The organism is Cupriavidus malaysiensis, from assembly GCF_001854325.1.
GTDB lineage: Bacteria > Pseudomonadota > Gammaproteobacteria > Burkholderiales > Burkholderiaceae > Cupriavidus > Cupriavidus malaysiensis.
In genome coordinates this window covers 11,619-38,572 of record NZ_CP017755.1, presented here as the reverse complement: position 1 = coordinate 38,572, position 26,954 = coordinate 11,619, and the positions used below count along the sequence as shown (strand labels likewise).

Genomic DNA, 26,954 nt, shown 5'->3' with positions numbered 1-26,954 from the left:
GCGCTTGCGGCCCCCCGCTTGGCGTACCTGTTTCTGCGCCATGGCGTATCTCACGCAGAAACAGGTACGGCGGGTCGCCTCTGCGGCGAGGCGGAGACGCCCGCGTGGGCCTGGGCGTACCCATTTCTGCGAGGGAGAGAGCGGTGCGCTGCCGCGCGAACCCATTTCTGCGAGGGACTGGCGCCAAGCAGGCTTCTCGAAGAGCTCCCGGCTTCGCGGGCGTACCCGTTTCTGCGAGGCTGCGGGCGAGAACCTGGAGAGGGGCTGGTCCCGTTATGCCTGGGGCGTACCCGTTTCTGCGGGAGGCGGGAGGCGGGAGGCGGGAGGCGGGAGGCGGGAGGCGGGAGGCGGGAGGCGGGAGGCGGGAGGCGGGAGGCGGGAGGCGGGAGGCGGGAGGCGGGAGGCGGGAGGCGGGAGGCGGGAGGCGGGAGGCGGGAGGCGGGAGGCGGGAGGCGGGAGGCGGGAGGCGGGAGGCGGGAGGCGGGAGGCGGGAGGCGGGAGGCGGGAGGCGGGAGGCGGGAGGCGGGAGGCGGGAGGCGGGAGGCGGGAGGCGGGAGGCGGGAGGCGGGAGGCGTACCCATTTCTGCGCCCCTTTCCTTCGGGCCGCCTTAGGGCGTACCCGTTTCTGCGGCCCTTGGGGCGGCCGCGACCGGCCAGCGCGGGCAGATGGTGGCCGACCGGTGGCCGACCTGGCCCGACCTGGGCGCGCCGCCAGTCATGCTGGCATCGGGCCCGGCGCGCAGCGCACCCTGCCAGGCGGGGCGAAATCGAGGTGAAAAAAAACCCGCCTCGAGGGCGGGTTTTCTTGCGTGGATGAAGCGTCTGCTAAGGCGCCTCGCTCCGCGACCGATTACAGCGGGGTGATGTTCGCGGCCTGCAGACCCTTCGGGCCCTGGCGGGTTTCGAACTGCACGCGCTGGTTTTCCTGCAGCGACTTGAAGCCGTCGGCGCGCACTTCGGAGAAGTGGGCGAACAGATCGTCACCGCCGGCGTCCGGCTTGATGAAGCCGAAACCCTTGGCGTCGTTGAACCATTTCACGATACCGGTTTGCATGGGATTGCTTTCCAAAAAAATATAGAAACGAACGGCTGGGCGCTACTGCCTGCCGAGAACTGAAACTCAAGGAAAGGACACCATGGACAACCGAAGTACCAAGACGGTGGCTAACGAATGTGCTGTTGCCTCGTCGCTTGAATCTAGCGGAACTTTATACGGCGGATTGTGGCCATCGTCAAGCCGGGGTGATCCCTGCGGGGATTCGCATGCGTGCCACGCTGTGGGATCATCACGCCTTTTTTCGTCGCGTCTGCGCCGGCCTCGCCGATCGCCTCGCGCGCGCGCCGTGTCATCATGAGCCGACACCCGCGCATGCGACCGGACGGCGCCAGGAGACCATCATGCCCCTTCCCGAACCTGTGTCCAATTCGCCGCGCGAAGGCGCCGCGGCGACCTCGCCGATCGAGCGGCTGTTCAAGCTGCGCGAGCACCAGACCGACGTCCGCACCGAAGTGCTGGCAGGCCTGACCACCTTCCTGACCATGGCCTACATCATCTTCGTCAATCCGAGCATCCTCGGCGATGCCGGTGTGCCGAAGGATGCGGTGTTCGTCGCCACCTGCCTGGCGGCCGCGCTCGGCACCATGGTGATGGGCTTCTTCGCCAACTATCCGATCGCCATGGCGCCGGGGATGGGCTTGAACGCTTACTTTGCCTATACCGTGGTCAAGGGCATGGGCCTGCCCTGGCAGGCCGCACTCGGTGCGGTGTTCATCTCGGGCTGCCTGTTCCTGCTGGTGACGCTGCTGCGCGTGCGCGAGATGATCGTCAACGGCATCCCGCATGCGATCCGTGTCGCGATCACCGCAGGTATCGGCCTCTTCCTTGCCATCGTCGCGCTGAAGAACGCCGGCATCATCACGGCCAGTCCCGCCACGCTGGTCACCATCGGCGACCTGCACGCCCGTCCGGCGCTGCTCGCGGTGATCGGCTTCCTGGCGATCGTCTCGCTCGATCACCTGCGCGTCAAAGGCGCCATCCTGATCGGCATCCTGTTGACCACCGTGCTGAGCTTCGTGGTGGGAGACAACACCTTCCACGGCGTCTTCTCCGCGCCGCCGTCGATCGCGCCGACGCTGCTCCAGCTCGATATCCCGGCTGCGCTGTCGATCGGCATCGTCAACGTCGTGCTGGTGTTCTTCCTGGTCGAACTGTTCGACGCGACCGGCACGCTGATGGGCGTGGCCAACCGCGCCGGCCTGCTCAAGCAGGGGCGCATGGACCGCCTGAACAAGGCGTTGATGGCGGACAGCACCGCCATCATGGCCGGCTCGCTGCTGGGCACCTCATCCACCACGGCCTATATCGAGAGCGCATCCGGTGTCCAGGCCGGCGGACGTACCGGGCTGACCGCGGTCACGGTCGCCGCGCTATTCCTCGCCTGCCTCTTCATCGCGCCGCTGGCCGGCACAGTGCCGGCGTACGCGACAGCGCCCGCGCTCCTCTATGTTTCGTGCCTGATGCTGCGCGAGCTGGTGGAGATCGACTGGAGCGATGCCACCGAGGTGGTGCCGGCCGTGCTGACCGCGCTCGGCATGCCCTTCACCTATTCGGTGGCCAACGGAGTCGCGTTCGGTTTCATCACCTATGCGGCGCTCAAGCTGCTGACCGGCAGAGCGCGCGAGGTGCCGGTGATCGTGTGGATCATCGCCCTCGTGTTCGTCTTCAAGTTCTACTACCTGCCGGGCCATTGACACCGGCCGGGCGGCGCGCCTGCGCGCCGCCCGGCGGTTCCGCCGCGTCGAGCGTACCCGTTTCTGCGCATCACCCGATTGAGGGGCGTACCCGTTTCTGCGTGCGATGTAAGCGCTCAATTACATCGCGTAGGGGGGATTTGCCCCCCGGATGAGCGTCATCCTTAAGGATGAGATTCGGGCGAGCGGTGCCGAGAAGGCTGGACAAACGCCAGCAAATGCACTGAACTAAAGACGTGGCAAACATACAAGGGCGCTTCCAGGCGCCCTTTCTTGACTCCCGGTCTTCCGGCAGTCTCCGGTGCGCCTTGCCGCGATGCCAAAGCCAGGCCGCCTGCAGCAGGTCCAGACAATGACCGTCGCAAAGACGGCTTCGCCACCACCAAGAGCGCTCGCGAACATACGCGCGCCAGATGAATACAAATTAAGACAAGTGGTAATCGCGAACGAGCAGTGCCGGGGGTGTTGTAAAACGGGGATCCACCATGAGTGCAGGAGAAGTTCAGCAACCCGCAATCGGGCCCAGCAGTGAGTCAGCCAACCTTTCCATTCACCCAGTCTGGGCCGCACCGCGTGAGCCCGGCAGCCGCGGCGCTTTCGACGCCGCCGGCGAGGGGCAGGATGTCGACCTCGGCGAAATCCTGACGCGCGATGCGCTGCCGTCCGACGGCGTTCGGCAGACGCTGGATGCGCTGCGCCAGCGCAACCGCTTGCTCGAGGCCGAGTTGATGCGCCTGCGCGCGCTGCTGCAGGAGTGGATGCTCAGCCAGCTCACCTACAAGGCGCTCTACTTCCAGTACTCCGGACAGCGCCCCGAGGCTCCCCATGCAGGACTGATGCAGGAGAAGGAGATGGTGCGGCGGCACATCCGCGAGCAGTGGTTCGCGGGCAGCGAGCACCAGGCCGTGCCCGGCGATCAAACGTGCCGCATGTCCAAGCCATGACGTTCCCCCAGCGCGTGCCCGATCCGGCCGCCGTCACGCCGCGCCCGCGCCTGGGCGTGCCGGCGGCGCGAGCCGGATCCCACAACAAGGCCAACATCCGGGAGAACGTCATGGAGCGGCTATGCAAGGCTGCGACACGCACCGCGCAGGTGCTGGTCGTGTCGCGCCATGAAGACTACAGTATCGAAGCTTCGCAGTTCGGCGCCGGCTGGGATATCCGCCACGTGCACCAGCTGCGCGAGCTCGAGCGCATCGTGCGCGCCAGCACGCCGATGGCCGGCGTGATCGACCTGGAGGCCGACTACAGCGATGCCGAGTACATGCTGCTCGAGCAGAGCCTGCAGCATCCGCAGGTCGCGTGGGTGGCCATCACCAACAGCCGCATGCTGGACGACGAGCGCGTGCGGCGCCTGATCCGCGACTATTGCATCGATTACGTGCGCACGCCGTTCTCGTTCGACAACCTGCTCTACACGCTCAAGCACGCGCATGGCATGGCGTGCCTGCACGGCGGGCAGGTCGGCGAGGCCGTCGGCCACGGCAAGATGATCGGCGACTGCGCGCCGATGCGGGCCATGTTCCGCTCGCTCGCCAAGGTCGCGCATAACGAAGCGCCCGTCTTCATCTCGGGCGAGTCGGGCACCGGCAAGGAGCTTGCGGCGCAGGCCATCCACGAAGCATCGAGCCGGCGCAAGGGACCGTTCGTCGCCATCAACTGCGGAGCCATCCCTTCCCATCTGGTGCAGTCCGAACTGTTCGGCTACGAGAAGGGTGCCTTCACCGGCGCGAACCAGCGCAAGATCGGCTGGATCGAGCAGGCCCAGGGCGGCACGCTTTTTCTCGACGAGATCGGCGACCTGCCGCTGGAAAGCCAGGTGGCGCTGTTGCGCTTCCTGCAGCAGGGCACCATCACGCGCCTGGGGGGGCACCAGTCGATTCCGCTCGACCTGCGCATCATCTCCGCCACGCACGTGGACCTGGTGGCCGCGCAGGCGGAGGGGCGCTTCCGCTCGGACCTGTTCCACCGGCTGTGCGTGCTGACGCTGGCGATTCCGCCGCTGCGCGAGCGCGGCGAGGATATCCTGCTGCTCGCCAACGCGGTGCTGGCCCAGCACGGGCAGGAGGCGCGGCGGCGCATCCGCGGTTTCTCGCCATGCGCCACCCAGGCCATGATGCAGTACGAGTGGCCGGGCAATGTACGCGAGCTGATCAATCGTGTGCGCCGCGCCATCGTCATGACCGACAACCGCAAGATCACGGCCGACGACCTGCAGCTGCACGGCAGCGCGGAAAACCCGCGGCGCACGCTCGACGCGATCCGTGAAGAAGCCGAGCGCGAAGCGATCCGCACCGTGATGGCGAGCCACGGCTTCCACGTGGTGCCCGCCGCGCGCGAACTCAACGTCTCGCGCGTCACGCTCTACCGGCTGATGCACAAGCACAATATCCGCGTCGAGAGCCTGCCGGTGACCGGCGAGTAGGTCCGCCTCGCTGCGCCGTGCCCGCCCGGCCACGCCATGGCCGGGCGGGCACGGCGCGACCAACGTCGCCGCCGCGCCGGCCATCCCGATCTCGCCGGTCGCCGTGCCGGACGCACATCCGCGGCCGCGCACCGGTGCGCGCGCAGCCAGCGCTCCACCTGCCCTCCGCACGGCGGCATTGCCGCGTCTTCCCGCCCCCGCCCCCGCCTGGCGGCTCGGCCGTCCCGATCAGGAGGCAGGCCGTCCGTACGCCGCTGCAGAGCCGAAGGTACATGGCCTGCCTCCCTGGTGCCGATAAAAAAGTGCCCGCCGGGGGACGGAGCACAAGCGGACGATGCCCGGTGCGGGTAAGTCCCGCGCTGCCGCCGGACTATCGCGGTGTCCTGCCGCGATAGGACGACAGCGGAAGAGGGTGGCTGGACGCCGGGCAACACATCTGTGCATTCCGCGCTGGCCAGCGCGGGGGGGAAGAATCCTGCAGCGGACGACGCATCACCGCGGGCGCGAAGCGCCCGAGGCGAAGCAAGCGCCTGCGCGCCGTCATGCATGCAGCCGGTTGACGCATGGCTCTGAACTCCCCCCGAAACGATGTTCTTCTCGGTCCTGGTCGGTCTTGGTCTTGATCGCGTGTCATGCCTGTTGGCTGACAGTCACAGGGAGAGCGACAAACATGCCAGAGTGCGCAAATGCTTGATTTGTGAAGGATTGACGGGCCGCCACCGACACATTCCGCGATGGCCGCGCCCGATCGGTTGCGGCCCTGCAACCGGGTTGGCGCCGCATGGTCGGCGCTGCCGGCAGCCCCGGGGGTGACGAGGCTACGCGGGAGGCGGCCCGCACGCCCGCGCCGGCAGGGGCGCCGTGCTTACCACCGGGCGGTGCAATGGTTGCGTTGCCGAAACAGCTGTTGCGGCCTGGGCGCTGCGGCCGGCGCCAGGCAAGGCGTGGGCGGTCCGCTCCGTGCGGTGGCCCGCCAGTGCTCGCAGAAACGGGTACGCGTACGCGTGCGTTCCGGCCGCGCTTCAGCGCGCCGGCGCCGGCTGGCTGGCGGCCGAATGCGGCTGGCCTGAGATGGGCTGTGGACCTGGACCAGGTTTGTCGCGCTCGCAGGCGCTGATGGCGAGCACGCACAGGGCCAGCGCAATGACGGCGGCCAGCCGTCCACGGGTCGAGCGGTTCATGAGGCGTCCTCCTCGCGAAATCGGGTGTCGCCTGCGGGGCGCGCAGTCTGGCAGCGCGTGCGCAGCGACACCCTCGTCGGTACTGTAGCAGCCCCACGGTCCGGCCCCCACGGTCCGGCGCATCCCCAGCCGGGCCCGTGCGGACCGCAAGCGACGATCCGGAGCGTCCGCCGGCGTTTGGGCGCGGCGAGCGATGCGCGCTATCATGAACTTTCGCCGGGCCGGCTCCGCTCGCCCGCCCGTCATGCGCCCGCCCGGGCGGGACACGCTTCTTGGAGGGAGCCGCGACCATGCGCGCATCACCAACCGGCTGCCTGCGCGGCCGCCCATGCCGATGAGTACCGGGAACTGGCGGCGGCGCTTTGCGCAATGGCTGCCTAACCGCCTGACGCTGGCGCGCACCTTGGTGGTGCTGGGCGCTTCCGTGCGCGCCTGGCTCGCACACCGCGCCGCCAGCAAGGGCGCCGCGCTGTCGTTCTACATGCTGTTCTCGCTGGCGCCCATCCTGGTCCTGGTGATTTCCATCGCCGGCCTGTTCTTCGGCGCCGAGGCCGCGCGCGGCGAGATCTTCGCGCAACTGCGCGACCTCGTCGGCGAGCAGGGCGCGGCCGCCATCCAGCAGATCCTGGCCGCCACCCACCGCGCCGGCGGCAGTGGCGTAGCCACGGTGGTCGCCACCGGCATCCTGTTCGTCGGCGCGACCAGCGCCTTCGCCGAGCTCAAGGGCAGCCTCGACGAAATCTGGCAGGCGCCGGTCGACCACAGCGCGGGTTGGCTCAAGCTGCTGCGCGCCCGCCTGCTGTCCTTCAGCCTGGTGCTGGTGCTGGCCTTCATGCTGCTGGTCTCCCTGATCGTCAACGCAGCGCTGGCCGTGGTCGATCGCTTCTGGGGCGCGATCTGGACCGAGTCCTGGTTCGCGCCGGTGGCCGAGGCGCTGTCGAGCGCCTTTTCGCTCGGTGTGGTGACGCTGCTGTTCGCGGTGATCTTCAAGATGCTGCCCAATGCGCGCGTGGCCTGGCGCGACGTGGCCATGGGCGCCGTCGTCACGGCGCTGCTGTTCGGCGTCGGCAAGCGCCTGATCGGGCTCTACCTGGGCAATAGCGCGGTGGCCTCTTCCTACGGCGCGGCCGGCTCGGTGGTGGCGCTGATGCTGTGGATCTACTACTCGGCCCAGATCTTCTTCTTCGGCGCCGAGCTGACCCACCAGTACGCGCTGCAATTCGGCAGCCTGCGCGCGGAGGCGGTGCGCGCTGGCCGGCGCGAGCCCGGCCAGGGACCGCAGCCGCCGACGGCGAACCCGGTAGAATAGCGGCCAATTCCCCGTGCGTGCCTCCGGTGCCACCGCCCGATCCATGCGCCGCCAGCGGCGCAAAGATCGCGCCGCGTGGCCGGGCGGCCGCATTCCGGGCCCGATTCCCCCCTTTCCTGCCAGTCGAATCCGTGAGTTCGCTCGTATCCGAAATTGCGCGCCGGCGCACCTTTGCCATCATTTCCCACCCCGATGCGGGTAAGACGACCCTGACCGAGAAGCTGCTGTGGTTCGGCGGCGCCATCCAGGTCGCCGGCGAAGTGCGGGCGCGCAAGGCGGACCGGCACGCCACCTCCGACTGGATGGAGCTGGAAAAGCAGCGCGGCATCTCGGTGACCTCGTCGGTGATGCAGTTCCCCTACCGCGAGAACATCGTCAACCTGCTCGACACGCCGGGCCACGAGGACTTCTCCGAAGATACCTACCGTACGCTGACCGCGGTCGACTCGGCGGTGATGGTGATCGACTCCGTCAACGGCGTGGAAGCGCAGACCATCAAGCTGCTCAACGTCTGCCGCCTGCGCGACACGCCGATCCTGACCTTCATCAACAAGCTGGACCGCGAGGGCCGCTCGCCGATCGAACTGCTCGACGAAATCGAGGACGTGCTGCAGATCCAGTGCGCGCCGATGACCTGGCCGATCGGCATGGGCAAGGCCTTCCGCGGCGTGTACCACCTGATCGACGACAAGGTGCAACTGTTCGACCCGCACGGCGACAAGGGCACCGCCGCCATCGTCGACGGGCTCGACAATCCCGAGCTGGACCGCATCCTCGGCAGCCAGGCGGATGAGCTGAGGGTGGAGATCGAACTGGTGCGCGGCGCCTCGCACACCTTCGACAAGGACGCCTTCCTGGCCGGCAAGCAGACTCCGGTCTATTTCGGCTCGGCCATCAACAACTTCGGCGTGCAGTCGCTGCTCGACGCGCTGTGCGAACTGTCGCCGCCGCCGCTGGCGCGCAAGACCGAGACGCGCGAGGTCGGGCCGCAGGAGCCGAAGTTCACCGGTTTCGTGTTCAAGATCCAGGCCAATATGGACCCGCGCCACCGCGACCGTATCGCCTTCGTGCGCGTCTGCTCGGGCCGCTTCGAACGTGGCATGAAGCTGCTGCACGTGGCCGCCGGCAAGACCGTGGCCATCAACAACGCGATCACCTTCATGGCGCAGGATCGCAACACCACCGAGGAGGCCTACGCCGGCGACATCATCGGCGTGCCCAACCACGGCACCATCCGCCTGGGCGATGTCTTCACCGAGGGCGAGGGGCTGAAGTTCACCGGCATCCCCTCGTTCGCGCCGGAATTCTTCCGCCGCGCGCGCCTGAACAACCCGCTCAAGGTCAAGCAGCTGCAGAAGGGCCTGCAGCAGCTCGCCGAGGAAGGTGCCACGCAGCTGTTCCGCCCGCTCGGCTCGAACGACCTGGTACTGGGCGCGGTCGGCATCCTGCAGTTCGACGTGGTGGCGCACCGGCTCGAGCACGAGTACGGCGTCGACGCCATCTTCGAGAGCTATGATTGCGCCACCGCGCGCTGGATCCACGGTGACGCGGCCGAGCTCGACAAGCTGATCGACAAGGCCGGCCACAACGTCGCCCTCGACGGTGCCGGCGACCATGTCTACCTGGCGCCCAGCATGGTCAACCTGCGGCTGACACAGGAGCGCTTCCCCAACCTGAAGTTCCTGGAAACGCGCGAGATCGTCTGATCCCGTCCCGCCGCGCGGCCGTCCGGCCGCACGGCCCCCGCTCCGTCCTATGCCTCATGCGAGGCGCAGCAGCCAGCGTGCCAGCAGCGCCACGCCGGAGGCCAGCACCACCAGGTTGACCATGCGCAGGAACTGTTCGCGCGACAGGCCCAGCGTGATGCGCCGGCCCGCCCACAATCCCAGCATCATGGCCGGCGCCAGGGCCAGGGCCAGCTTGAGCAGGGCAGCGCCGGCGTAGACCCCGGCGGCCAGGAACAGCAACAGGCGCGTCAGGGTGCTGGCACCGATCAGCGTCGACTGCGTGACGCGCATCGCGTCCTTGCCCAGGCGTCCGGACAGGTAGATGGCATAGAGGAAGCCGCCACTGCCGAACATCGCCGAGCACACGCCTCCGAACAAGCCGAAGGGCAGCGCCGCGCGCGGCGTGAAGCGCGCCGCCGGGCGCTTGCCGGCCAGCGACCACAGCGCATAGCCGCTCACGAACAGGCCCAGCAGCGGCGGCAGCAGGTCGGCGCGCAGCTTGAGCAACAGCGCGGCGCCGGCCAGGCTGCCCGCCAGCAGCCACGGCAGCACGCGCCGCAACTCGGCGCGGTCGGCGTTGCGGCCATCGCGCAGCAGGTTCAGCGCGGAGGCGCTGCAGTCCATCAGTGCCAGCAGCGGCACGATCTGCGCCACCGGCATCAGGCAGGCCAGCACGGGCGAGGCGACCAGCGCCGTGCCGAAGCCGGCCATGCCGAAGATGACGTAGGCGCAGGCGATGGCCGCGCACATGGCGAAGAACTCGGCGGGCGCCAGGCCCGGCAGCAGCAGGCCGGGCAGATCGAGAAGCGGTGAGGTTTCCATGCGGGATCGAGGAGGTGGCTGGCCGGCGGCGGCGGCCGGCGGGATCGGCGACGGCGGTCCGCGCCTCGGACCGCCTCTGCAGGCAGGGTAAGGCGGCCGGGGGACGCCGGCCAATATCAAATCGGACAGCGATCGATCGCAAAGCGGCATGGCAGCGCATGCCGCCGCCATGGCAAACTGCCGTGCGTACCCGCGTACCCGCGTACCCGCGTACCCGCGTACCCGCGTACCCGCGTACCCGCGTACCCGCGTACCCGCGTACCCGCGTACCCGCGTACCCGCGTACCCGCCCCGCAGGCCATCCTTTCCGCTCCCCTGGTTCCGTTCCCGATGCACCCCACCCTGAAGCAATTGCGCTATTTCGTCGAGATCGTCGACGCCGGCAGCTACAGCCTGGCGGCCGAGCGCCTGTTCATCGCGCAGCCGGCGCTGAGCCGGCAGGTCAAGGAGATGGAGGCGACGCTGCAGGTGGCCCTGCTCGAGCGCAAGCCGCGCCACGTCGAACCGACGCCGGCGGGCCGCGCCTTCTATGCCTCGGCGCGCCGCATCCTCGATGCGCTGGGCGAGGCCTCGGCGCAGGCGCGCCAGGTCGAGCGCGGCGAGCAGGGGACGGTGCGGTTGCTGCATTCGAGCTCGGTGCCGCTCACGCCGGCCTGCACGGCGCTGCTGCGCGCCTGCCAGGCCGACCATCCGGGTTTGCGCTTCGACGTCTCGCAGGCCTCGAGCGAGCAGCAGGCGATCGAGATCGAGGAGGGCCGCGCCGACCTGGGGCTGGCGCGCGAGCCGGTGCTGCGGCGCTATCCGGAGGTCGAGGTCGACCCGCTCTATGTGGAGCGGCTGGAGCTGGCGGTGGCCGCCTCGCATGCGCTGGCCGGCGCGTCCGGCATCGGGCTGGCCGCGCTGCGCGAGGAGGCCTTCGTCTCGCTGCCGCACCCCGACCGCGGCGGACTGAGCCACCGGGTCGCCCAATGCTGCCTGGAGGCCGGCTTCTATCCGCGCGCCGCTGCCGCAGTCTCGCGCAAGCTGGCGCAGCTGGCGCTGGTGGAGGCCGGCTTCGGCGTGGCGCTGGTACCGGCCTCGCTGCGCCGCTTGGCACCGCCCGGGGTCGCTTTCGTGCCGCTGTCGGATCCCGGTTGCGAGACCCGCGTGGTGCTGCTGTCCCGGCGCGATTCCGGCCCCGCCGCGGCGGCGCTGGCACGGCGGCTGCGGCAAGGACTGGGGCCTTCGGCCGCCGCCGCAGTGCGGGGATAGGGCTGCGGGCGATCTATGTGATCTTAAGGGCGCATATCGACGCCATTGCCATCGGATGAAGGTCTTTCCCGGGATGGCATTTTTCACATTGTGCCAATGTATCAACTTTGATTCATGGAAGCCGATGCATGCGCCTGCATGCATCGGCGCGCTCGGCTAGAATCGCTGCTTCCGGGCCCGTCAAGACCCTGCGGCGAGTCGGCCGCAAGGCTTCGACGATGGGGCCCCGGCGTGCCGGCGGCCTTTGCCGCCGCGCTTCCCGAGCCACTCCACCACCCATGTCGACCTCCGCTCCCTTGCCGGCCGCCGATGCGGACAGCGTGTTCCGCGACCCCGCCTTCCGCCGTTTCTGGCTTGCCCGTTTCAGTACCACCATCGCCTACCAGATCTTCACCGTCGCGGTGGGCTGGCAGATGTACGACCTGACCCGCGATGCCTTCATGCTCGGCATGGTGGGGCTGGTGCAGTTCCTGCCGTCGGTGGTGCTGCTGCTGATGTCGGGCCACGTGGCCGACCGCTTCGACCGCCGCCGCATCGTGCGCGCCTGCCAGGCGCTGGAGGCGCTGGTGGCTTGCGCGATGGCGGTGGCCAGCCTGTCGGGCTGGGTGGCGCGCGAGCACATCTTCGTCTTCGTCGCGCTGATCGGCGCGCTGCGCGCCTTCGAGACACCGACGCTGCAGGCCACCCTGCCCAGCGTGGTGTCGCCGCGCCAGTTGCCGCGCGCGGTCGCGCTGTCGAGCTCGGCCGCGCAGTCGGCCATCATCATCGGCCCCGCCGTGGGCGGCTTCGCCTATGTGGCCGGCCCGGGCGTGGTCTATGCGATCAGCGCCGTGCTGTTCTGCATGGCGGCGGTGCTGGTGTCCGGCCTCACGCTGCGCCAGGCGGCGCCGCGTATCACCACGCCGGTCAGCCTGCAGACATTGTTCGCCGGCATCGCCTACATCCGCAGCCGTCCGGTGCTGCTGGGCGCCATCTCGCTCGACCTGTTCGCCGTGCTGCTGGGCGGTGCCACGGCGCTGCTGCCGATCTACGCGCGCGACATCCTGCACACCGGCCCGTGGGGCCTCGGCCTGCTGCGCTCCTCGCCCGCCATCGGCGCGCTGGCAATGGCGCTCTGGCTGGCGCGCCATCCGCTGCAGCGCCGCGTGGGCCGCATCATGTTCGGCGCGGTCGCCCTGTTCGGCGCGGCCACCATGGTTTTCGGCCTGTCGCACTGGCTGCCGCTGTCGATGGCGGCGCTGGTGGTGCTGGGCGCCTCGGACATGATCAGCGTGGTGGTGCGCTCCACGCTGGTCCAGCTCGATACGCCGGACGAGATGCGCGGGCGCGTCGGCGCCGTCAACTCGGTCTTCATCGGCGCGTCCAACCAGCTCGGCGAATTCGAGTCCGGCGTGACTGCGGCCCTGCTGGGCCCGGTCGGCGCCGTCCTACTGGGCGGTCTCGGCACCCTGCTGGTGGTGGTGCTGTGGGTGCGCCTGTTCCCGACGCTGGCCGGCCGCGACGCGCTGCACGAGCGGCCCGCGGTCGCCTGACACCGGGCGGGCGGCCGCGGGGCCGGCCGCCGCGCTCTCCCCCTCCTTCCGCTCCCTTTCCCCTCTTCCTCTCCGCTGCCTTCGGTGGCGATCCATCCGGCCGATCGCCTCTCCGGGCCCGCACGCGTGCCCGGAGCGTACCCATTTCTGCGTAGGCCTGGCGCGTGCTCCCGGGCCTGGCCGCCGCCCTCCCTGGCCCGGCCGGAGCCTGCCCAGCGGCCTTTCCGATGGTCTCTCCACAAAAAAAGCCGATCGGGTGCCAGCCCTTGCTCCTTCAGGGCTGGCGCGGGTTCTCGCCGCGCCGCACCGGTGCCGTGATGAAACCAAAGCCGCCGCCTGTTGTCCTGAACATATGTCAAAGACGGTCAACCTAGCTTGATCGTCTGGCATTTCCGCATACTCCCGCCGGCCGCCGCCAAGGCCGGGCCCGCAGCGCAGCCGCCATGCGGCAACGCAGAAACGGGTACGGGGCGCGTGGGCGGACCACCGCGCCGCCGCCCTTCCTTCCCACCCTCTTTCCCGCCAGGAGCCGACTCCCATGAACCTGAACATCATCGAAGCCGACAAACTGCAGGCCGCCTGGACCTATCTGCTGCAGTCCGCCGTGCAGCAGGGGCTGAACCTGCTGGCCGCCTTGCTGATCCTGATCGTGGGCTGGTGGCTGTCGGCCCGTGCCGCCGGCGCCGTGCGGCGCATCTTCGAGCGTTCCGGCATCGACGTGACGCTGCGTCCGATGCTGGCCAGCGCCACCCAGTGGATCGTGCGCGTGCTGACGCTGGTGCTGGTGCTGTCGCAGTTCGGCGTGCAGACCGCCAGCATCATCGCCATGCTGGGCGCGGCCGGGCTGGCCATCGGCCTGGCGCTGCAGGGCACGCTGCAGAACATCGCCGCCGGCATCATGCTGGTGTTGCTGCGGCCCTTCCGCGTGGGCCAGTACATCGACGCGCAGGGCGTGGCCGGCACCGTGCGCGAGACCGGCCTGTTCATGACCGAACTGACCACCGCGGACGGCGTCTGCCTGCGCGTGCCCAACGGCAAGCTGTGGGGCAGCGCCATCACCAACTACAGCGAGAACCCCACCCGCCGTCTCGACATCGAGGCCACGGTGGCCTTCGGCAGCGACCTGCAGGCCGCGCTGGCGGCGCTGCGCGCCATGCTGGCGGCCGAGCCGCGCCTGCTGGCCGAGCCGCGCGCCGAGGCCATGGTGATCAACTACGCACCGCAGGGCATCACGCTCAACGTGCGCTGCTGGACCGCCAGTGCCGACTACTGGGGCGTGCGCTTCGACTTCTACGGGCGCATCGAGGCGACGCTGGCGGCGGCCGGTTACCCGCTCGCGCTGCCGCTGCAGGAGCTGCGGATGCCGGCCGGGGCCGGGCCGCTTGCCGGCGCCGCCGACCCGGGGGCTGGCACGCCTGCGCCACGCTGAGCAGGCGCGGTCGCGGCCAGGCCTGTGCCGGCCGGCCGGGACCGCGACGCGGCACCCGCGTACTCTCCCTTCTGCTCCACCTGCCCGGGCAGGTTCCGAGGGCGCGCTGCACCCCCCTTCCTTCATTTCCCGTTTTCCCTTCCCTCGACGATTTGCGAAAGGACTGCTGAATTTGCCTGCATCACGCCATCCACGCCATCCACGCTTTTCACGCCATCGATATTCACCACGCCGGCTCATCCGCCGCTGCCTGCCGGCCCTGCTGGCCCTCGCCGGCGCAGCCCACGCCCAATCCGGCCTGACCCTCTATGGTTTCGTCGACGCCGGCCTGTTCAAGACCGGCCCCGGCAGCGAGGCCCGGCTCGGCACCATCCAGCGCAGCTACGTCGGCCTGCGCGGCCAGGAAGCCCTCGGCCAGGGCTGGGCCGCCACGTTCCACCTGATGACCCGCTTCGATGCCGGCAATGGAAGCCTGGAGGCCAGCGGCGCCACGCCGTTCTTCCAGGGCGAGTCCACGGTCGGCCTCAAGAGCCCCTATGGCGATGTCCGCCTGGGCCGCGCGCTGACCCCGATGTGGCAGTACGACTGGAACTACGACAACTGGTCCAACTTCAACCGCGTGGCATCCGTGGCCTGGTACGTATTCCATCCGTCCTACCGCAGCGACCCCTACCGCAACGGTCCGGCCGGCGAGTATTCGCGCTTGAACAACGGCGTCTTCTACGATTCGCCGACCTGGGGCGGGCTGCATTTCCACGCCGCGCTGGGCGTGGAGCGCTCGGCCGTGCCGGATGCGTACGGCCAGGTGGACCAGGCGCGGCCGCTGGCGGCATCCCTCAACTATGACGCGGGACCCTGGTCGGCCATGGTCGCCGCCGAGCGCAACGCGGCCGCCGACAACACATGGTTCGCCGGCCTGGCCTACCTGCGCGGCGCCTTCAAGCTGATGGCCTCGTACAGCCAGACACGGCTCGGCGCGGCCAGCCAGCGCTTCCTGGGCGAGGCCGGCGCGCACCGCAGCGCGGCCACGCTGGGTGCGGACTGGCGCCTCGGCGCCACCACGCTGAAAGTGTCCGCCGCGCGCGATTTCCAGGGCTACGGCCAGGCGGGTGCCACCGACTATGTGTCGGCCGGCTTCGACTATGCGCTGTCCAGGCGCACCACGCTGTACGGTGCCGCCATGACCCGCCACAGCCGCCACGCTCCCAGCGCCACGCTGTATGGCGCGGGCATGAGCCACAGCTTCTGACCGTTCCCGGCCGCCGCGCCATCCGCGCCATCCGTGCTCTCCAGCGTCCTCAGTCTTCCGCCGAGAACAGCGTGCAGGCACCGGTCTCCGCGCTGCTGACCTGGCGCCGGAAGGTGGCGAAGAGGTCGCGCCCGACGCCATGGCGGTTGGCCTCCAGGTCGGGGCGGCGCAGCTCGCGCGCCGCCCACTCGTCGGGCGGCACCTTCACCGTGAGCGTGCCGGCCGGCGCATCGACGCGCACGATGTCGCCGTCGCGTACCTTGCCGATGTCGCCGCCGGAGATCGCCTCGGGGCAGACATGGATGGCGGCTGGCACCTTGCCGGACGCGCCCGACATGCGGCCGTCGGTCACCATGGCGACGCGGAAGCCGCGTTCCTGCAGCAGGGTCAGCGTCGGCGTCAGCTTGTGCAGCTCGGGCATGCCGCAGGCGGCCGGCCCCTGCCAGGGCAGCACGGCGACGAAATCGCGCTCCAGCTCGCCGCGCTTGAACGCTGCCAGCAGGTCGTCCTGGCGCGCGAAGACGATCGCCGGCGCCTCCACCACCTGGTGCTCGGGTTTGACGGCCGAAGTCTTGATGACGGCCCGGCCCAGTTCGCCGACCAGCACCTTGATGCCGCCGTCGGGCGCGAAGGGCGCGTCGGCGCCGCGCACGATGCTGTCGTCCAGCGTTGCCTCGGGGCCGTCGATCCAGGTCAGCGCGCCGTCGCGCAGCACCGGCTCGCGCGTGTAGTCCACCAGGCCCCGGCCTGCCACCGTGGTGACGTCGTCGTGCAGCAACCCCAGCGCCAGCAGGGCGCGGATCACCACCGGCAGGCCGCCGGCGGCCTGGAACTGGTTCACGTCGGCCTTGCCGTTGGGGTAGACGCGTGCCAGCAGCGGCACCGCCGCCGACAGCTCGTGGAAATCGTCCCAGCTCAGCAGGATGCCGGCCACGTGCGCCATCGCCACCAGGTGCAGCGTATGGTTGGTGGAGCCGCCGGTGGCCAGCAGCCCGACCATGCCGTTGACGAAGGCACGCTCGTCGAGCACGTCGGCGATGGGCGTATAGCGCGGCCCGCCGTGCACCAGCCGCAGCGCCTGGCGCGCCGACTCGCGCGTGAGCGCCTCGCGCAGCGGCGTGCCCGGATTGACGAAGGCGGTGCCGGGCAGGTGCAGGCCCATCATCTCCATCAGCATCTGGTTCGAGTTGGCGGTGCCGTAGAAGGTGCAGGTGCCGGGGCCGTGGTAGGAGTGCATCTCGGCCTCCAGCAGTTCGGCGCGGCCGATCTTGCCTTCGGCATACAACTGGCGCGTGCGCGCCTTCTCCTCGTTGCCCATGCCGGTGGTCATCGGTCCGCCCGGCACGAACACCGTAGGCAGGTGGCCGAAGGACAGCGCACCCATCACCAGTCCCGGCACGATCTTGTCGCACACGCCCAGGCACAGCACACCGTCGAACATCTGGTGCGACAGCGCCACCGCGGTGGCCAGCGCGATCACGTCGCGCGAGAACAGCGACAGGTCCATGCCCTCCTGGCCCTGCGTCACGCCATCGCACATGGCCGGCGTGCCGCCGGCGAACTGCGCGGTGCCGCCCGACTCCAGCGCGGCTTCCTTGAGCCATTGCGGAAAGGCCGCGAGCGGCTGGTGGGCCGACAGCATGTCGTTGTAGGCAGAGACGATGGCGAGATTGGGCCGCTCCTCGGCCTTGAGGCGGAACTTGGCCTGGTCGGGCATCGCCGCCATGGCGTGGGCGAGATTGGTACACGAAAGATGCGAGCGCTCCACCTTGCGGCCGGCCATGGCGCGCGTGCGCGCCAGGTAGGCCTGCCGGGTGGCGGCGCTGCGGGCCACGATGCGGGACGTGACCCGTTCGAGGACGGGGTGGCGCGGCATGGGCTTCTCCTGCGGGGGGAGGTTCCAGACTAGCGCACTTTGCCGGCGGTTGCAGCGGCGCCGCGCCGTTGCTGCAGCGTTGCGTGGCCGAGGGGCGGCGGAACTTCGATCCCGCCTGAGCGGGTCCCTGAGCGGGTCCCTGAGCGAGCAGGGCGAGCGGCGCGATGCCCGCGACCCGCCGCTCAGGTACTCGGGCGGCTCAGGCGGCTCAGACGCCGCCGTCGCGCAGGCGCTCGCGCACCGCGCGGCGGTTGAGCTTGCCGACCGCGGTCTTGGGGATGTCGGCGACGAAGCGCACCGCGCGCGGCTTCTTGTAGGCGGCCAGTTGCGCCGCCACGTGCTCGACCAGCGCCGCCGCCAGCGCTTCCTGCCCTTCCCTGCCCATGCGCTGCGCGTCCGGCGCGGCATGCAGCACCACCACGGCGGTGACGGCCTCCACCCATTTGTCGTCGGGGAGGCCGATCACCGCGCATTCGCGTACCGCCGGGTGGCTCAGCAGCGCGTTCTCGACCTCGCTCGGATAGACGTTGTAGCCGCCGCTGATGATCATGTCCGAGGTACGGTCCTTCAGGTAGAGGAAGCCGTCCGCGTCGAACACGCCCACGTCGCGCGTGCGTACCCACCCATCGGGCAGGAAAGTCTGCGCGGTCAGCTCGGGCGCGTTGTGGTAGCCGGCCACGCTCGAGGGCGCGCGCACGGCGATTTCGCCCGGCTCGCCCGGCGGCACCGGATGGCCGGCCTCGTCGACCAGGCGCAGCTCCACCTCCAGCGCGACCTGGCCGCAGGCGCCGAGGCGCTCGCCCTGGTGGTCTTCGGGGCGCAGCACGGCCAGGCACAGCGGCACCTCGGTCTGGCCGTAGTACTGCCAGAAGCGGTGCCGGCCCCAGACTGCCATGGCGCGCTCGATCACCGCGCGCGGCATCGGCGAAGCGCCATAGATGACGTAGCGCAGCGCATCGACCCGGGTGGACGCGAGGGCCGGCGCATCCAGCAGCATCTGCAGCATGGTCGGCACCAGGTTGATGGCGGTGACGCCCTCGCGCTCCAGCGCCGCCAGGAAGGCGGCGGGTTCGAAGCCCGGCAGCACCACGGTCTTGCCGCCGCGCAGCCAGAAGGGCAGCACGAAGACGCCGCTGGCGTGGATCAGCGAGGCCGCGTGCAGCATCACGTCGTCGGGCGTGGCCGGCAGCAGGTTGAGCAGCACGTTGCGGCAGATCGCGGCGTAGGAGCGTTGCGTGTGGCGCGCGGCCTTGAGCACGCCGGTGGTGCCCGAGGTGAACAGCGTGAGGATCACGTCGTCCTCGTGCACCGCGACCTGCGGGTCGGTAGCGGGCCGGGCGCGGGCATCGGCAGCCAGGTCGATGGCGCCGGGCAGGCTCGCGTCGAGCCCGAGGCAGACCAGTCCGGGGCGCGCCGCGCGCAGCGCGGCGGCGCGTTCGGCCAGGTCGGCGCCGAATACCAGCAGCCGGCAGTCGGTTTCCTCCAGCATGCGCGCGTGCTCGGCGAGCGACAGGCGGGCATTCAGGGGCACGCGGTTGATGCCTGCCTTCACGCAGGCGAAGTCCAGCGGCACGCTGTAGAGGCCGTTGTTGACCAGCAGCGCGACCCGCTCGCCGCGGCCGGCGCCGGCCGCGATCAGGGCGTGGGCCAGGCGCGCGCTCAGCGCATCGACCTCGGTGAAGCTGAGGCGGTGCTCGCCGTGGACGAGGGCCGTGCGCGCGCCATGCTGGGCGGCGCCGCGGCGGATCAGTTCGAGGGTGGTGACGGACATGGTCGGGATTCGCAGTCCTTGCAGGGGGGGAACGGGGTTCGCAGAAATGGGTACGCCCGCGGCCCGGGAGGGGGAAAGCGGGGCGGGCGCGCCGTCAGCCGGCCGGACCGGGGCGGTCGGCCTGGCCGTGGCGCCCGGCGCCGTCGACGAAGCGCCGGGCGCCGTCGATACCCTCGGCGAACACGATCGGCGCCCCGGCCGCGCCCTCGGCGTGCAGCGCCGCCTCCAGCGGCAGGCCCCACTGCGTGTACGCCGAGGCGCGGTCGGCCAGCATGCAACGCTGCGGGAAGGCGGCGATCTCGTGCGCCAGCGCCTCGGCGGCGGCGCGCGCCTGCCCCGGCGCGACCAGCCGGTTGGCCAGCCCCATCGCGAGCGCCTCCTCGGCGGCGACGGGCCGCCCGGTGAGGATCATGTCGAGCGCGCGGCCCATGCCGACGACGCGTGGCAGGCGCACCGTGCCGCCGTCGATCAATGGCACGCCCCAGCGCCGGCAGAACACGCCGAAGACAGCGTCGCGCTCGGCCACGCGCAGGTCGGCCAGCAGGGCCAGCTCGAGGCCGCCGGCCACGGCGTAGCCGCTCACCGCGGCGATCAGCGGCTTGGACAGCGCCAGCCGCGTCGGCCCCATCGGGCCGCTGCCGCCGCCGGCCGGGTCCAGTTCATGGCGGCGCGCGGGGTCGCCCACCGCGCTCAGGTCGGCGCCGGCGCAGAAGTGGCCTCCGGCGCCCCACAGCACCGCCACGCGCAGCGCGGGGTCGGCCTCGAAGGCTTCGAACGCTTCGCGCAGCGCGGCCGCCATGGCGCCGTCGACCGCGTTGCGCTTGCCGGCGCGGTCCAGGATGATGGTGCAGACCGGGCCATCCGTCTCGGTCCTGACATAGGGATCGGGCATCGTCTCCTTCCTGATTCTTGATGATTCTCGATGATTCTCGATGATTCTTGACGTGATCCGTGCCGTTCTTTTCGAGGTCCGCCCTACGGCCGTGACATGGGATCGCGCTGCCATAAATATTACATGAAATGGGTATTTTCATATTTTAAGGAAATATTCATCGTTTACCCGCCCCCCGGCCTGCCCCCCGATGCCGGCGCTATGTCGCGGCGATGCCGGCGGCCGTGCGGCACATGTCACAATCCGGCCTGCGACCCCGCATTCCCTCCGACACATCGACCGATCGACCGAACCACCATGGCCGCCAAGGCTGGTATCAAAATCGAAGCACCGTCCGCCACCGACCTGGTGCTCGACCTGCTGTTCACCCATCCGCGCCAGGCGCTGACCGTGCAGGCGCTGGCGCGCGCCGCCGAAGTGATGGACATCGCCACGCCCGCCGTGCGCGTGGCCCTGACGCGCCTGCAGCGCCAGGGCCGCGTGGCCAAGACCGGCCGCGGCAGCTATGCGGTGCGCCTCGAAGGCAACCCGGCCCACCACGAAGTGCAGTACTGGTTCGACAAGGAGAGCCGCCTGCGCGACTGGAAAGGCGACTGGCTGGTGGTGCATGACGCCGCCGTGGCGCGCAGCGCCAAGACGCTGTGGCGGCACCACCAGCGCGCGCTGGAGTTGTACGGCTTCCGCATGCTCGACACCGCGCTGTGGGTGAGGCCTGACAATCTCGACGGCGGCGCGCCGACGATGGAGGCGGCCTTGCGCCGCCTCGGCCTGGCCCGGGAAGCGCTGGTCTTCAGCGCACGGCAGTTCGACCCTGCCAGCGCGCAGCGCATGACCGGCCTGTGGAACGTGCCGGGCATCCTGGCCGGCTACCGCCATGCGCACGCCTTGCTGGCGCGCAGCACGGCGCGGCTGGCGCGCCTGTCGCCGGCGGCGGCCGCGCGCGAGACCCTGCTGGTCGGGCGCGCGGTGATCCGCGCCATCGTGCGCGATCCCCTGCTGCCGGAGGCCATCCAGCCCGGCGCCGAGCGCCACGCCCTGATCGACGCCACGCGCGCCTACCAGGCCGGCGCGCTGGCGATCTGGGAGACGCTGCTGCAATCCGAGGCGGACTGAACCCGGCGCCGGACCCCGCGAAGTGCCGCAGCCGCCGCGCTCGCCAAGCGCAGGCGACTCACGTAAACTGGCTGGAACTTATGCGGCGCAGACTCGCACTCAGTTCTATGTCCGCGTGTTCTATGCCGCGTGCGTCGCACGGGATCGTGCAAGACAAGGAGTCCAGGGTGAGCATGCCCGATTTCGACATGGTGCTGTTCGGCGGCACCGGAGACCTGGCGCGGCGCAAGCTGCTGCCGGCCCTGTTCGATGCCCACTGCGCGGGGCTGCTGCATCCTGCTGCGCGCATCCTCGCCACCGGCAGCCGCGCGTCGACCACCGAGGCCTACCTCGCGGCGCTGGAAGAAAGCGTGCGCCCGGGCCTGGAGCACGCGCCGCCGGACGCCTGGGCCGCCTTCCTGGCGCGCATCGACTACGTGCAGGTCGACGCCGACGAGCCGGCCCATTTCGACGTGCTGGCGCGCCGCGTGCTGCAGCGGGCGCCGGAAGTGGTGGTGTGCTACCTGGCGACCGCGCCCCAGCTGTTCGCGCCGATCTGCGCGCAGCTCGGCCGCACCGGCCTGAACCACCCGGGCGTGCGCGTGGTGCTGGAAAAGCCGCTGGGCCATGACCTCGAATCTTCCGAGGCCATCAATGCGGAGGTCGCGCGCGACTTCGCCGAGGACCAGATCTACCGCATCGATCACTATCTGGGCAAGGAGTCGGTGCAGAACCTGATGGCGATCCGCTTCGGCAACGCCCTGTTCGAGCCGCTGTGGCGGCGCGAGTGGATACAGGACGTGCAGATCACCATTGCCGAGGAACTGGGCGTGGAGACGCGCGGCGACTTCTACGACCGCATCGGCGCGCTGCGCGACATGGTGCAAAACCACCTGCTGCAGCTGCTGTGCATGGTGACGATGGAGCCGCCCGCGAGCCTGTCCGAGGACGCCATCCGCGACGAGAAGATCAAGATCCTGAAGGCGCTCAAGCCGATCACGCCGCAGGAGGTGGCGGAGAAGACGGTGCGCGGGCAGTACCGGGCCGGGGCCGTCGGCGGCCGGCCGGTGCCGGGCTACCTGGACGAGCGCGGCATCGCGCCGGACAGCCGCACCGAGACCTTCGTCGCCATCAAGGCCGAAATCGCCAACTGGCGCTGGGCCGGCGTGCCGTTCTACCTGCGCACCGGCAAGCGCATGCAGGCGCGCGTGGCCGAGATCGTGATCCACTTCCGCGACGTGCCCCATGCGATCTTCCCGCGCCCGCTGGGCCTGTCGCCGCAGAACCGGCTGGTGATCCGGCTGCAGCCGGAGGAGAGCATCCGGCTGTACTTCCTCGTCAAGCAGCCCGGCGATACCGTGACGCTGACCCAGACCTCGCTCGACCTCGACCTCGCCAACTCCTTCAAGGCGCGCCGCGCCGGCGCCTACGAGCGCCTGCTGCTGGACGTCATCCGCGGCCGCCTGGGACTGTTCGTGCGGCGCGACGAGCAGGTGCAGGCCTGGCGCTGGGTCGAGCCGATCCTGGAGACCTGGCGCGACAGCCTGGTGCCGCCCAAGCCCTACACGGCCGGCACCTGGGGACCGGCCTCGTCGTCGGCGCTGCTGTCGCGCGACGGCGCGCTGTGGCACGAAGAGGTGTAGCGGGTGCGGCGGGCGTGCTGCGCGCCCCGGCGCGCAGCGATGCGCCGCCGCCCGGAGGCAGACCGGAAGGCGTGAGGACAGGACGAAAGGAGGAATCATCGATGCGGTGCTTCGAACATGCATCGGCGGCCGACCAGGCGGAGTCCCTGGCGATCTCCGTGGGCAATGCGCTGGAGCTGGTCATCGGCGCCAAGGGCTGGGCGGTGCTGGCGGTGTCGGGCGGACGCTCGCCGGTGGCGATGTTCGAGCGTCTGCGCCATCGGCACGTGCGCTGGGAATCCGTCACGGTCACGCTGGTCGACGAGCGCGCGGTGCCGCCAGGCCATGCCGACAGCAACGGCACGCTGGTGCGCCAGCACCTGCTGCGCGAGGATGCCGGGCGCGCCCATTTCGAGCCGCTGGTGGCCGACGCGGCGGATGCCGCCGATCCCGCCGCCGCCGTGGCCCGCCTGAACGCGGCCTACCGCCAGCCGGACGTGGTGGTGCTGGGCATGGGCGAGGACGGCCACACGGCCTCGCTGTTCGCCGACGCGCCGGAACTGCAGGCCGGGCTGAGCGAGCCGCGGCCCGGCTTCCTCGTCACCCATCCGGTGCAGGCGCCGCACGCGCGCATCACGCTGAACCTGGCTGCCTTGCTGGCTGCCGAGCGCATCTTCCTGGCGGTCTCCGGCCCGGCCAAGGCGGCCGTGCTGGCGCGCGCGCGCCAGCAGGCCACGCCGGCGCTGCCGGTCAGCCTGGTGCTGGCCCGGCGCCGCCCCGGCCTCGATGTCTTCCAAGCCTGAGCCGGGCGGCGCCATGACGACCACCGCCACCTCTGCCGCCACCTCTGCCGCCGACTTCCCGCGCCTGCTGGCCGACGTCGGCGGCACCAATGTGCGCTTCGTGCTGGAAAGCGCGCCGCGCCGCTTCGGCCCGGTCAGCGCCTACCGGGTGGCGGACTTCCCCTCGCTGGAAGCCGCCATCCGCCGCTTCCTCGCCAGCGACGCCGGCGGTGCGGCGCCGCGCCATGCCGCCGTGGGCCTGGCCAATCCGATCACCGGCGACCAGGTCAAGCTGACCAACCACAACTGGGCCTTCTCGATCGAAGGCATGCGGCGCTCGCTGGGCCTGGACATCCTGCTGGCGCTCAACGATTTCACCGCGCTGGCACTGGCGCTGCCGCACCTGCCCAAGCAGGGCCTGGCCGAGCTGCGCGCCGGCGCGGCGCAACTCGGCGCGCCCTGCGCCCTGGTCGGGCCCGGCACCGGCCTGGGCGTCTCGGGGCTGGTGCCCGGCCATGCCGGCGCGCCGCCGGTGGCGCTGGCCGGCGAAGGCGGCCATATCGGCCTGACGCCGGAGACCGACGACGAATGGGTGGCATGGCGCGCAGCGCAGCGCGCCTTCGGCCACATCTCGGCCGAGCGCCTGCTGTCCGGCAGCGGGCTGTCGCGCATCCATGCCGCGCTGGCCGCAGAAACGGGTACGCTCCTGCTGGCGCCGCTGTCGCCGGCCCAGGTCACCGCCGGCGCCCTGCAGCGCGGCGACCCGCTGTGCCAGCGCAGCTTCCGTGTCTTCTGCGGGCTGCTCGGCTCGGTGGCCGCCGATATCGCGCTGGTGCTGGGCGCGCGCGGCGGCGTCTATCTCGGCGGGGGCATCGTGCCGCGCTTCGTCGATGCGCTGCGGGTCTCGCCCCTGTGCGAACGCTTCGACGGCAAGGGGCGCATGCGCGACTACCTGTCGGGGTTGCCGATCCATGTCATCACGGCGGAATATCCCGCCTTGTGGGGGCTGTCGGCGGCGCTGGCGCAGGCGCTGCAGGACGGGGGCTGAGGCAGGCGCGCGTGCGGCCGTCGTGCCGCGCTCCCCGTTTTTCCCCGCTCCCCTTGCTTTTCTTGTTTTCTTGATCAGGATTTCTCGCACAAGACCATGCGTGTACTGTTGGTGGAAGACGATGCCATGATCGGCGACAGCGTCAAGCTGGCGCTGCGCCAGGAGGGCTTCACGGTCGACTGGGTGCAGGACGGCGAGGCCGGCCTGGTCGCCGCAGGCGGCCAGGGCGAGGCGGGCTGCTACGACATCGTGCTGCTCGATCTCGGCCTGCCGCGCCGTTCCGGGCTGGAGGTGCTGCGCACGCTGCGCGCGCGCGGCGTGCGCACGCCGGTCCTGATCCTGACCGCGCGCGACGCTGTCGCCGACCGCGTCGCCGGGCTCAACGCCGGGGCCGACGACTACCTGGTCAAGCCCTTCGACCTGCAGGAGCTGGCCGCGCGCATGCACGCGCTGGCCCGCCGCGCCGAAGGCCGCGCCGAGCCGCTGCTGCGCCATGGCGACATCGTGCTGAACCCGGTCACGCGCGAGGTGACGCTGGCCGGCGAGGCGGTGCACCTGTCGGCGCGCGAGTTCGCGCTGCTGGCCGCGCTGCTGGCGCGGCCCGGCAAGGTGTGGTCGGTGCCGCAGCTGCAGGAGCGCCTGTACGGCTGGGACGACGAGGTCGGCAGCAATACCGTGGAAGTCTATGTCCACGCCCTGCGCAAGAAGCTCGGCGCGGCGCTGATCCGCAACATCCGCGGCGTCGGCTACGTGGTGCCGCGCCTGGAAGACGGCGACGGTGTGGCGGGCAAGGCAGAGGCGGCCCCCTGATGCGCTCGATCCAGCAAACCCTGCTGTGGTGGCTGGCCGCCGGCCTGCTGGCGGGCATCGCCATTGCCACCGTGCTGATCTACGGACAGGCGCGGCAGGAAGCCAATGCCCTGTTCGACTACCAGATGAAGCAGGTGGCGGCGGCCCTGCCCAGCCAGTTCAGCGACCCGGTCGCGCCGCCGCTGACGGCCGGCCCCACGGTGGGGCTGCTGCATGGCGACGAGGACGTGGTGATCCATATCTGGGACGGCTCGGGCCGCAGCCTCTACCTGTCGCACGCCCATCCGGCGCTGCCGCCGCAGGCCGAGCTGGGTTTCTCCGACGTCAGGACCGACCAGGGCGAATGGCGCATCTACAGCGTGCAGCTCGGGCCGGCCGTGGTGCAGATCGCGCAGCCGATGAGCGCGCGCCGCACGCTGGCCGCGCGCATGGCCCTGCGCACGGTGGCGCCGCTGCTGCTGCTGCTGCCGTTGCTGGGCTGGCTGGTGTGGCTGGCGGTGGGCCGCGGCCTGCGGCCGCTGCGCGAGATCGCCGAGGAAGTGGGCGCGCGCGATGCCGCCACGCTGGCGCCGCTGGCCACGCGCGCCATGCCGGCCGAGGTGGCGCCGCTGAGCGAGGCGCTGAACCAGCTGCTGGCGCGGCTGGCGCAGGCGATCGACACCCAGCGTGCCTTCGTGGCGGATGCCGCCCATGCCCTGCGCACGCCGCTGGCGGCGCTGCAGCTGCAGGCCCAGCTGGTCGAGCGCGCCGACGGCGCCGAGGCCCGCCAGGAGGCGGTGGCGCGGCTGCGCCAGGGACTGGAGCGGCTGACCCACCTGGTCAACCAGTTGCTGACGCTGGCGCGCCAGGAGCCCGGCGCGACGCCGCCGCCGCATGAAGCGGTGGACCTGCGCGCGCTGGCCGGCACGGTGGTGGCCGACCTGACCCAGGCCGCCATCGACCGCGACATCGACCTGGGCCTGGACGCGGACCCGGGCGAGCTCACCGTCAAGGGCGATGCCGATGCCCTGCGCATCCTGCTGACCAACCTCGTCGACAACGCCCTGCGCTACATCCCGCGCGGCGGCCGCGTCGACGTGCACCTGCGCCGGGCCGAGGCGGGCGGCGTGGAGCTGGCGGTGTCGGACAACGGACCCGGCATCCCGGCGGACGAGCGCGCGCGCGTGTTCGACCGCTTCTACCGGCTGGCCGACGCGCCCACCGGCGGCAGCGGGCTGGGCCTGGCCATCGTCGCCGAGATCGCGCAGGCGCACGGTGCCCGGGTGGCGCTGGAGGACGCGGCGCCGGGCCTGCGCGTGCGCATCGTGTTCCCGCCGGCCTGAGGTGGACCCGAAGTGGCCTTGAGTGGCCTGGACCTGCCCTGGAAGCGCCTTTGAGACTGCCCG

Annotated in this window: 21 protein-coding genes; 15 read left to right on the top strand and 6 right to left on the bottom strand. The window is 70.7% G+C overall.

Translation table 11 applies throughout. The annotated features are described in order from the left end of the window. Positions 1-850 precede the first annotated feature (850 nt). Positions 851-1,054, bottom strand: a complete 204-nt coding sequence (locus BKK80_RS20075) for a cold-shock protein (RefSeq protein WP_071017653.1) — start codon at positions 1,052-1,054, stop codon at positions 851-853. Positions 1,055-1,398: 344 nt separating this feature from the next. On the opposite strand from BKK80_RS20075, the gene BKK80_RS20070 reads away from it, so the two are divergent. The 3 genes from BKK80_RS20070 to BKK80_RS20060 all read left to right on the top strand — a co-directional run bounded on the left by BKK80_RS20070 (position 1,399) and on the right by BKK80_RS20060 (position 5,176). Further along, a complete protein-coding gene (locus BKK80_RS20070) occupies positions 1,399-2,751 on the top strand; it encodes an NCS2 family permease (RefSeq protein ID WP_071017654.1) in 1,353 nt (450 codons plus the stop codon). A 485-nt stretch (positions 2,752-3,236) separates the two neighbouring features. Beyond that, the gene (locus BKK80_RS20065; protein WP_071039169.1) at positions 3,237-3,695 is read left to right on the top strand and encodes a hypothetical protein; all 459 of its coding nucleotides are present in this window, start codon (positions 3,237-3,239) and stop codon (positions 3,693-3,695) included. Positions 3,696-3,805: 110 nt separating this feature from the next. Next, positions 3,806-5,176 carry a sigma-54-dependent transcriptional regulator gene (locus BKK80_RS20060; RefSeq protein ID WP_071021984.1) on the top strand — a complete coding sequence of 457 codons (1,371 nt, stop codon included), beginning with the start codon at positions 3,806-3,808 and terminating at the stop codon, positions 5,174-5,176. 1,022 nt (positions 5,177-6,198) lie between these two features. On the opposite strand, the gene BKK80_RS37105 is transcribed toward BKK80_RS20060, so the two are convergent. Continuing rightward, positions 6,199-6,357: a hypothetical protein gene (locus BKK80_RS37105; protein ID WP_167366692.1), complete on the bottom strand. Its 159-nt coding sequence runs from the start codon at positions 6,355-6,357 to the stop codon at positions 6,199-6,201. A gap of 328 nt (positions 6,358-6,685) precedes the next feature. On the opposite strand from BKK80_RS37105, the gene BKK80_RS20055 reads away from it, so the two are divergent. Beyond that, entirely contained in the window at positions 6,686-7,666 is a 981-nt protein-coding gene (locus tag BKK80_RS20055) for a YihY/virulence factor BrkB family protein (protein ID WP_071017658.1), read from the top strand. 131 nt (positions 7,667-7,797) lie between these two features. Beyond that, positions 7,798-9,372 carry a peptide chain release factor 3 gene (locus tag BKK80_RS20050; RefSeq protein ID WP_071017660.1) on the top strand — a complete coding sequence of 525 codons (1,575 nt, stop codon included), beginning with the start codon at positions 7,798-7,800 and terminating at the stop codon, positions 9,370-9,372. A gap of 54 nt (positions 9,373-9,426) precedes the next feature. On the opposite strand, the gene BKK80_RS20045 is transcribed toward BKK80_RS20050, so the two are convergent. Further along, entirely contained in the window at positions 9,427-10,215 is a 789-nt protein-coding gene (locus BKK80_RS20045) for a sulfite exporter TauE/SafE family protein (RefSeq protein ID WP_083384332.1), read from the bottom strand. 330 nt (positions 10,216-10,545) lie between these two features. Here BKK80_RS20045 and BKK80_RS20040 point away from each other — a divergent pair, with 330 nt between their 5' ends. From BKK80_RS20040 to BKK80_RS20025, 4 genes are all read left to right on the top strand, one after another. Beyond that, positions 10,546-11,466 carry a LysR family transcriptional regulator gene (locus BKK80_RS20040; RefSeq protein WP_071017662.1) on the top strand — a complete coding sequence of 307 codons (921 nt, stop codon included), beginning with the start codon at positions 10,546-10,548 and terminating at the stop codon, positions 11,464-11,466. Positions 11,467-11,744: 278 nt separating this feature from the next. Beyond that, on the top strand, positions 11,745-12,998 hold the full coding sequence (locus tag BKK80_RS20035; RefSeq protein ID WP_071039168.1) for an MFS transporter: 1,254 nt from the start codon (positions 11,745-11,747) through the stop codon (positions 12,996-12,998). A gap of 538 nt (positions 12,999-13,536) precedes the next feature. Next, a complete protein-coding gene (locus tag BKK80_RS20030; RefSeq protein ID WP_071017665.1) occupies positions 13,537-14,427 on the top strand; it encodes a mechanosensitive ion channel family protein in 891 nt (296 codons plus the stop codon). A 172-nt stretch (positions 14,428-14,599) separates the two neighbouring features. Next, positions 14,600-15,676, top strand: coding sequence for a porin (locus BKK80_RS20025; protein WP_157903288.1), 1,077 nt, complete (start codon positions 14,600-14,602; stop codon positions 15,674-15,676). 49 nt (positions 15,677-15,725) lie between these two features. Here BKK80_RS20025 and edd read toward each other — a convergent pair whose 3' ends face one another. The 3 genes from edd to BKK80_RS20010 form a co-directional block, all read right to left on the bottom strand. Then, positions 15,726-17,552: a phosphogluconate dehydratase gene (gene edd / locus BKK80_RS20020; protein WP_071017667.1), complete on the bottom strand. Its 1,827-nt coding sequence runs from the start codon at positions 17,550-17,552 to the stop codon at positions 15,726-15,728. Between the two features lie 208 nt (positions 17,553-17,760). Next, positions 17,761-19,323, bottom strand: coding sequence for a class I adenylate-forming enzyme family protein (locus BKK80_RS20015; RefSeq protein ID WP_071070962.1), 1,563 nt, complete (start codon positions 19,321-19,323; stop codon positions 17,761-17,763). A gap of 94 nt (positions 19,324-19,417) precedes the next feature. Continuing rightward, positions 19,418-20,215, bottom strand: a complete 798-nt coding sequence (locus tag BKK80_RS20010; RefSeq protein ID WP_071017671.1) for a crotonase/enoyl-CoA hydratase family protein — start codon at positions 20,213-20,215, stop codon at positions 19,418-19,420. A gap of 297 nt (positions 20,216-20,512) precedes the next feature. Between BKK80_RS20010 and BKK80_RS20005 the strand changes: the two genes are divergently transcribed. The 6 genes from BKK80_RS20005 (at position 20,513) to BKK80_RS19980 (ending at position 26,891) form a co-directional block, all read left to right on the top strand. Beyond that, positions 20,513-21,328: a PaaX family transcriptional regulator gene (locus BKK80_RS20005; RefSeq protein ID WP_071017673.1), complete on the top strand. Its 816-nt coding sequence runs from the start codon at positions 20,513-20,515 to the stop codon at positions 21,326-21,328. Between the two features lie 173 nt (positions 21,329-21,501). Beyond that, the gene (gene zwf / locus BKK80_RS20000; protein ID WP_071017674.1) at positions 21,502-22,950 is read left to right on the top strand and encodes a glucose-6-phosphate dehydrogenase; all 1,449 of its coding nucleotides are present in this window, start codon (positions 21,502-21,504) and stop codon (positions 22,948-22,950) included. Between the two features lie 101 nt (positions 22,951-23,051). Further along, the gene (gene pgl, locus BKK80_RS19995) at positions 23,052-23,732 is read left to right on the top strand and encodes a 6-phosphogluconolactonase (RefSeq protein ID WP_071070960.1); all 681 of its coding nucleotides are present in this window, start codon (positions 23,052-23,054) and stop codon (positions 23,730-23,732) included. Positions 23,733-23,745: 13 nt separating this feature from the next. Beyond that, positions 23,746-24,759, top strand: a complete 1,014-nt coding sequence (gene glk / locus BKK80_RS19990) for a glucokinase (RefSeq protein WP_071070958.1) — start codon at positions 23,746-23,748, stop codon at positions 24,757-24,759. Between the two features lie 96 nt (positions 24,760-24,855). Then, positions 24,856-25,569, top strand: coding sequence for a response regulator transcription factor (locus BKK80_RS19985; RefSeq protein ID WP_071017679.1), 714 nt, complete (start codon positions 24,856-24,858; stop codon positions 25,567-25,569). Then, positions 25,569-26,891 carry a sensor histidine kinase gene (locus BKK80_RS19980; protein ID WP_071039165.1) on the top strand — a complete coding sequence of 441 codons (1,323 nt, stop codon included), beginning with the start codon at positions 25,569-25,571 and terminating at the stop codon, positions 26,889-26,891. The genes BKK80_RS19985 and BKK80_RS19980 overlap by 1 nt, the downstream gene beginning before the upstream one ends. Positions 26,892-26,954 lie beyond the last annotated feature (63 nt).

Coding starts and splice junctions, on each gene's coding strand:
- BKK80_RS20075 (WP_071017653.1), bottom strand. CDS start 1,054: ATGCAAACCGGTATCGTGAAATGGTTCAACGACGCCAAGGGTTTCGGC.
- BKK80_RS20070 (WP_071017654.1), top strand. CDS start 1,399: ATGCCCCTTCCCGAACCTGTGTCCAATTCGCCGCGCGAAGGCGCCGCG.
- BKK80_RS20065 (WP_071039169.1), top strand. CDS start 3,237: ATGAGTGCAGGAGAAGTTCAGCAACCCGCAATCGGGCCCAGCAGTGAG.
- BKK80_RS20060 (WP_071021984.1), top strand. CDS start 3,806: ATGGAGCGGCTATGCAAGGCTGCGACACGCACCGCGCAGGTGCTGGTC.
- BKK80_RS37105 (WP_167366692.1), bottom strand. CDS start 6,357: ATGAACCGCTCGACCCGTGGACGGCTGGCCGCCGTCATTGCGCTGGCC.
- BKK80_RS20055 (WP_071017658.1), top strand. CDS start 6,686: ATGCCGATGAGTACCGGGAACTGGCGGCGGCGCTTTGCGCAATGGCTG.
- BKK80_RS20045 (WP_083384332.1), bottom strand. CDS start 10,215: ATGGAAACCTCACCGCTTCTCGATCTGCCCGGCCTGCTGCTGCCGGGC.
- BKK80_RS20040 (WP_071017662.1), top strand. CDS start 10,546: ATGCACCCCACCCTGAAGCAATTGCGCTATTTCGTCGAGATCGTCGAC.
- BKK80_RS20035 (WP_071039168.1), top strand. CDS start 11,745: ATGTCGACCTCCGCTCCCTTGCCGGCCGCCGATGCGGACAGCGTGTTC.
- BKK80_RS20030 (WP_071017665.1), top strand. CDS start 13,537: ATGAACCTGAACATCATCGAAGCCGACAAACTGCAGGCCGCCTGGACC.
- edd (WP_071017667.1), bottom strand. CDS start 17,552: ATGCCGCGCCACCCCGTCCTCGAACGGGTCACGTCCCGCATCGTGGCC.
- BKK80_RS20015 (WP_071070962.1), bottom strand. CDS start 19,323: ATGTCCGTCACCACCCTCGAACTGATCCGCCGCGGCGCCGCCCAGCAT.
- BKK80_RS20010 (WP_071017671.1), bottom strand. CDS start 20,215: ATGCCCGATCCCTATGTCAGGACCGAGACGGATGGCCCGGTCTGCACC.
- BKK80_RS20005 (WP_071017673.1), top strand. CDS start 20,513: ATGGCCGCCAAGGCTGGTATCAAAATCGAAGCACCGTCCGCCACCGAC.
- zwf (WP_071017674.1), top strand. CDS start 21,502: ATGCCCGATTTCGACATGGTGCTGTTCGGCGGCACCGGAGACCTGGCG.
- pgl (WP_071070960.1), top strand. CDS start 23,052: ATGCGGTGCTTCGAACATGCATCGGCGGCCGACCAGGCGGAGTCCCTG.
- glk (WP_071070958.1), top strand. CDS start 23,746: ATGACGACCACCGCCACCTCTGCCGCCACCTCTGCCGCCGACTTCCCG.
- BKK80_RS19985 (WP_071017679.1), top strand. CDS start 24,856: ATGCGTGTACTGTTGGTGGAAGACGATGCCATGATCGGCGACAGCGTC.
- BKK80_RS19980 (WP_071039165.1), top strand. CDS start 25,569: ATGCGCTCGATCCAGCAAACCCTGCTGTGGTGGCTGGCCGCCGGCCTG.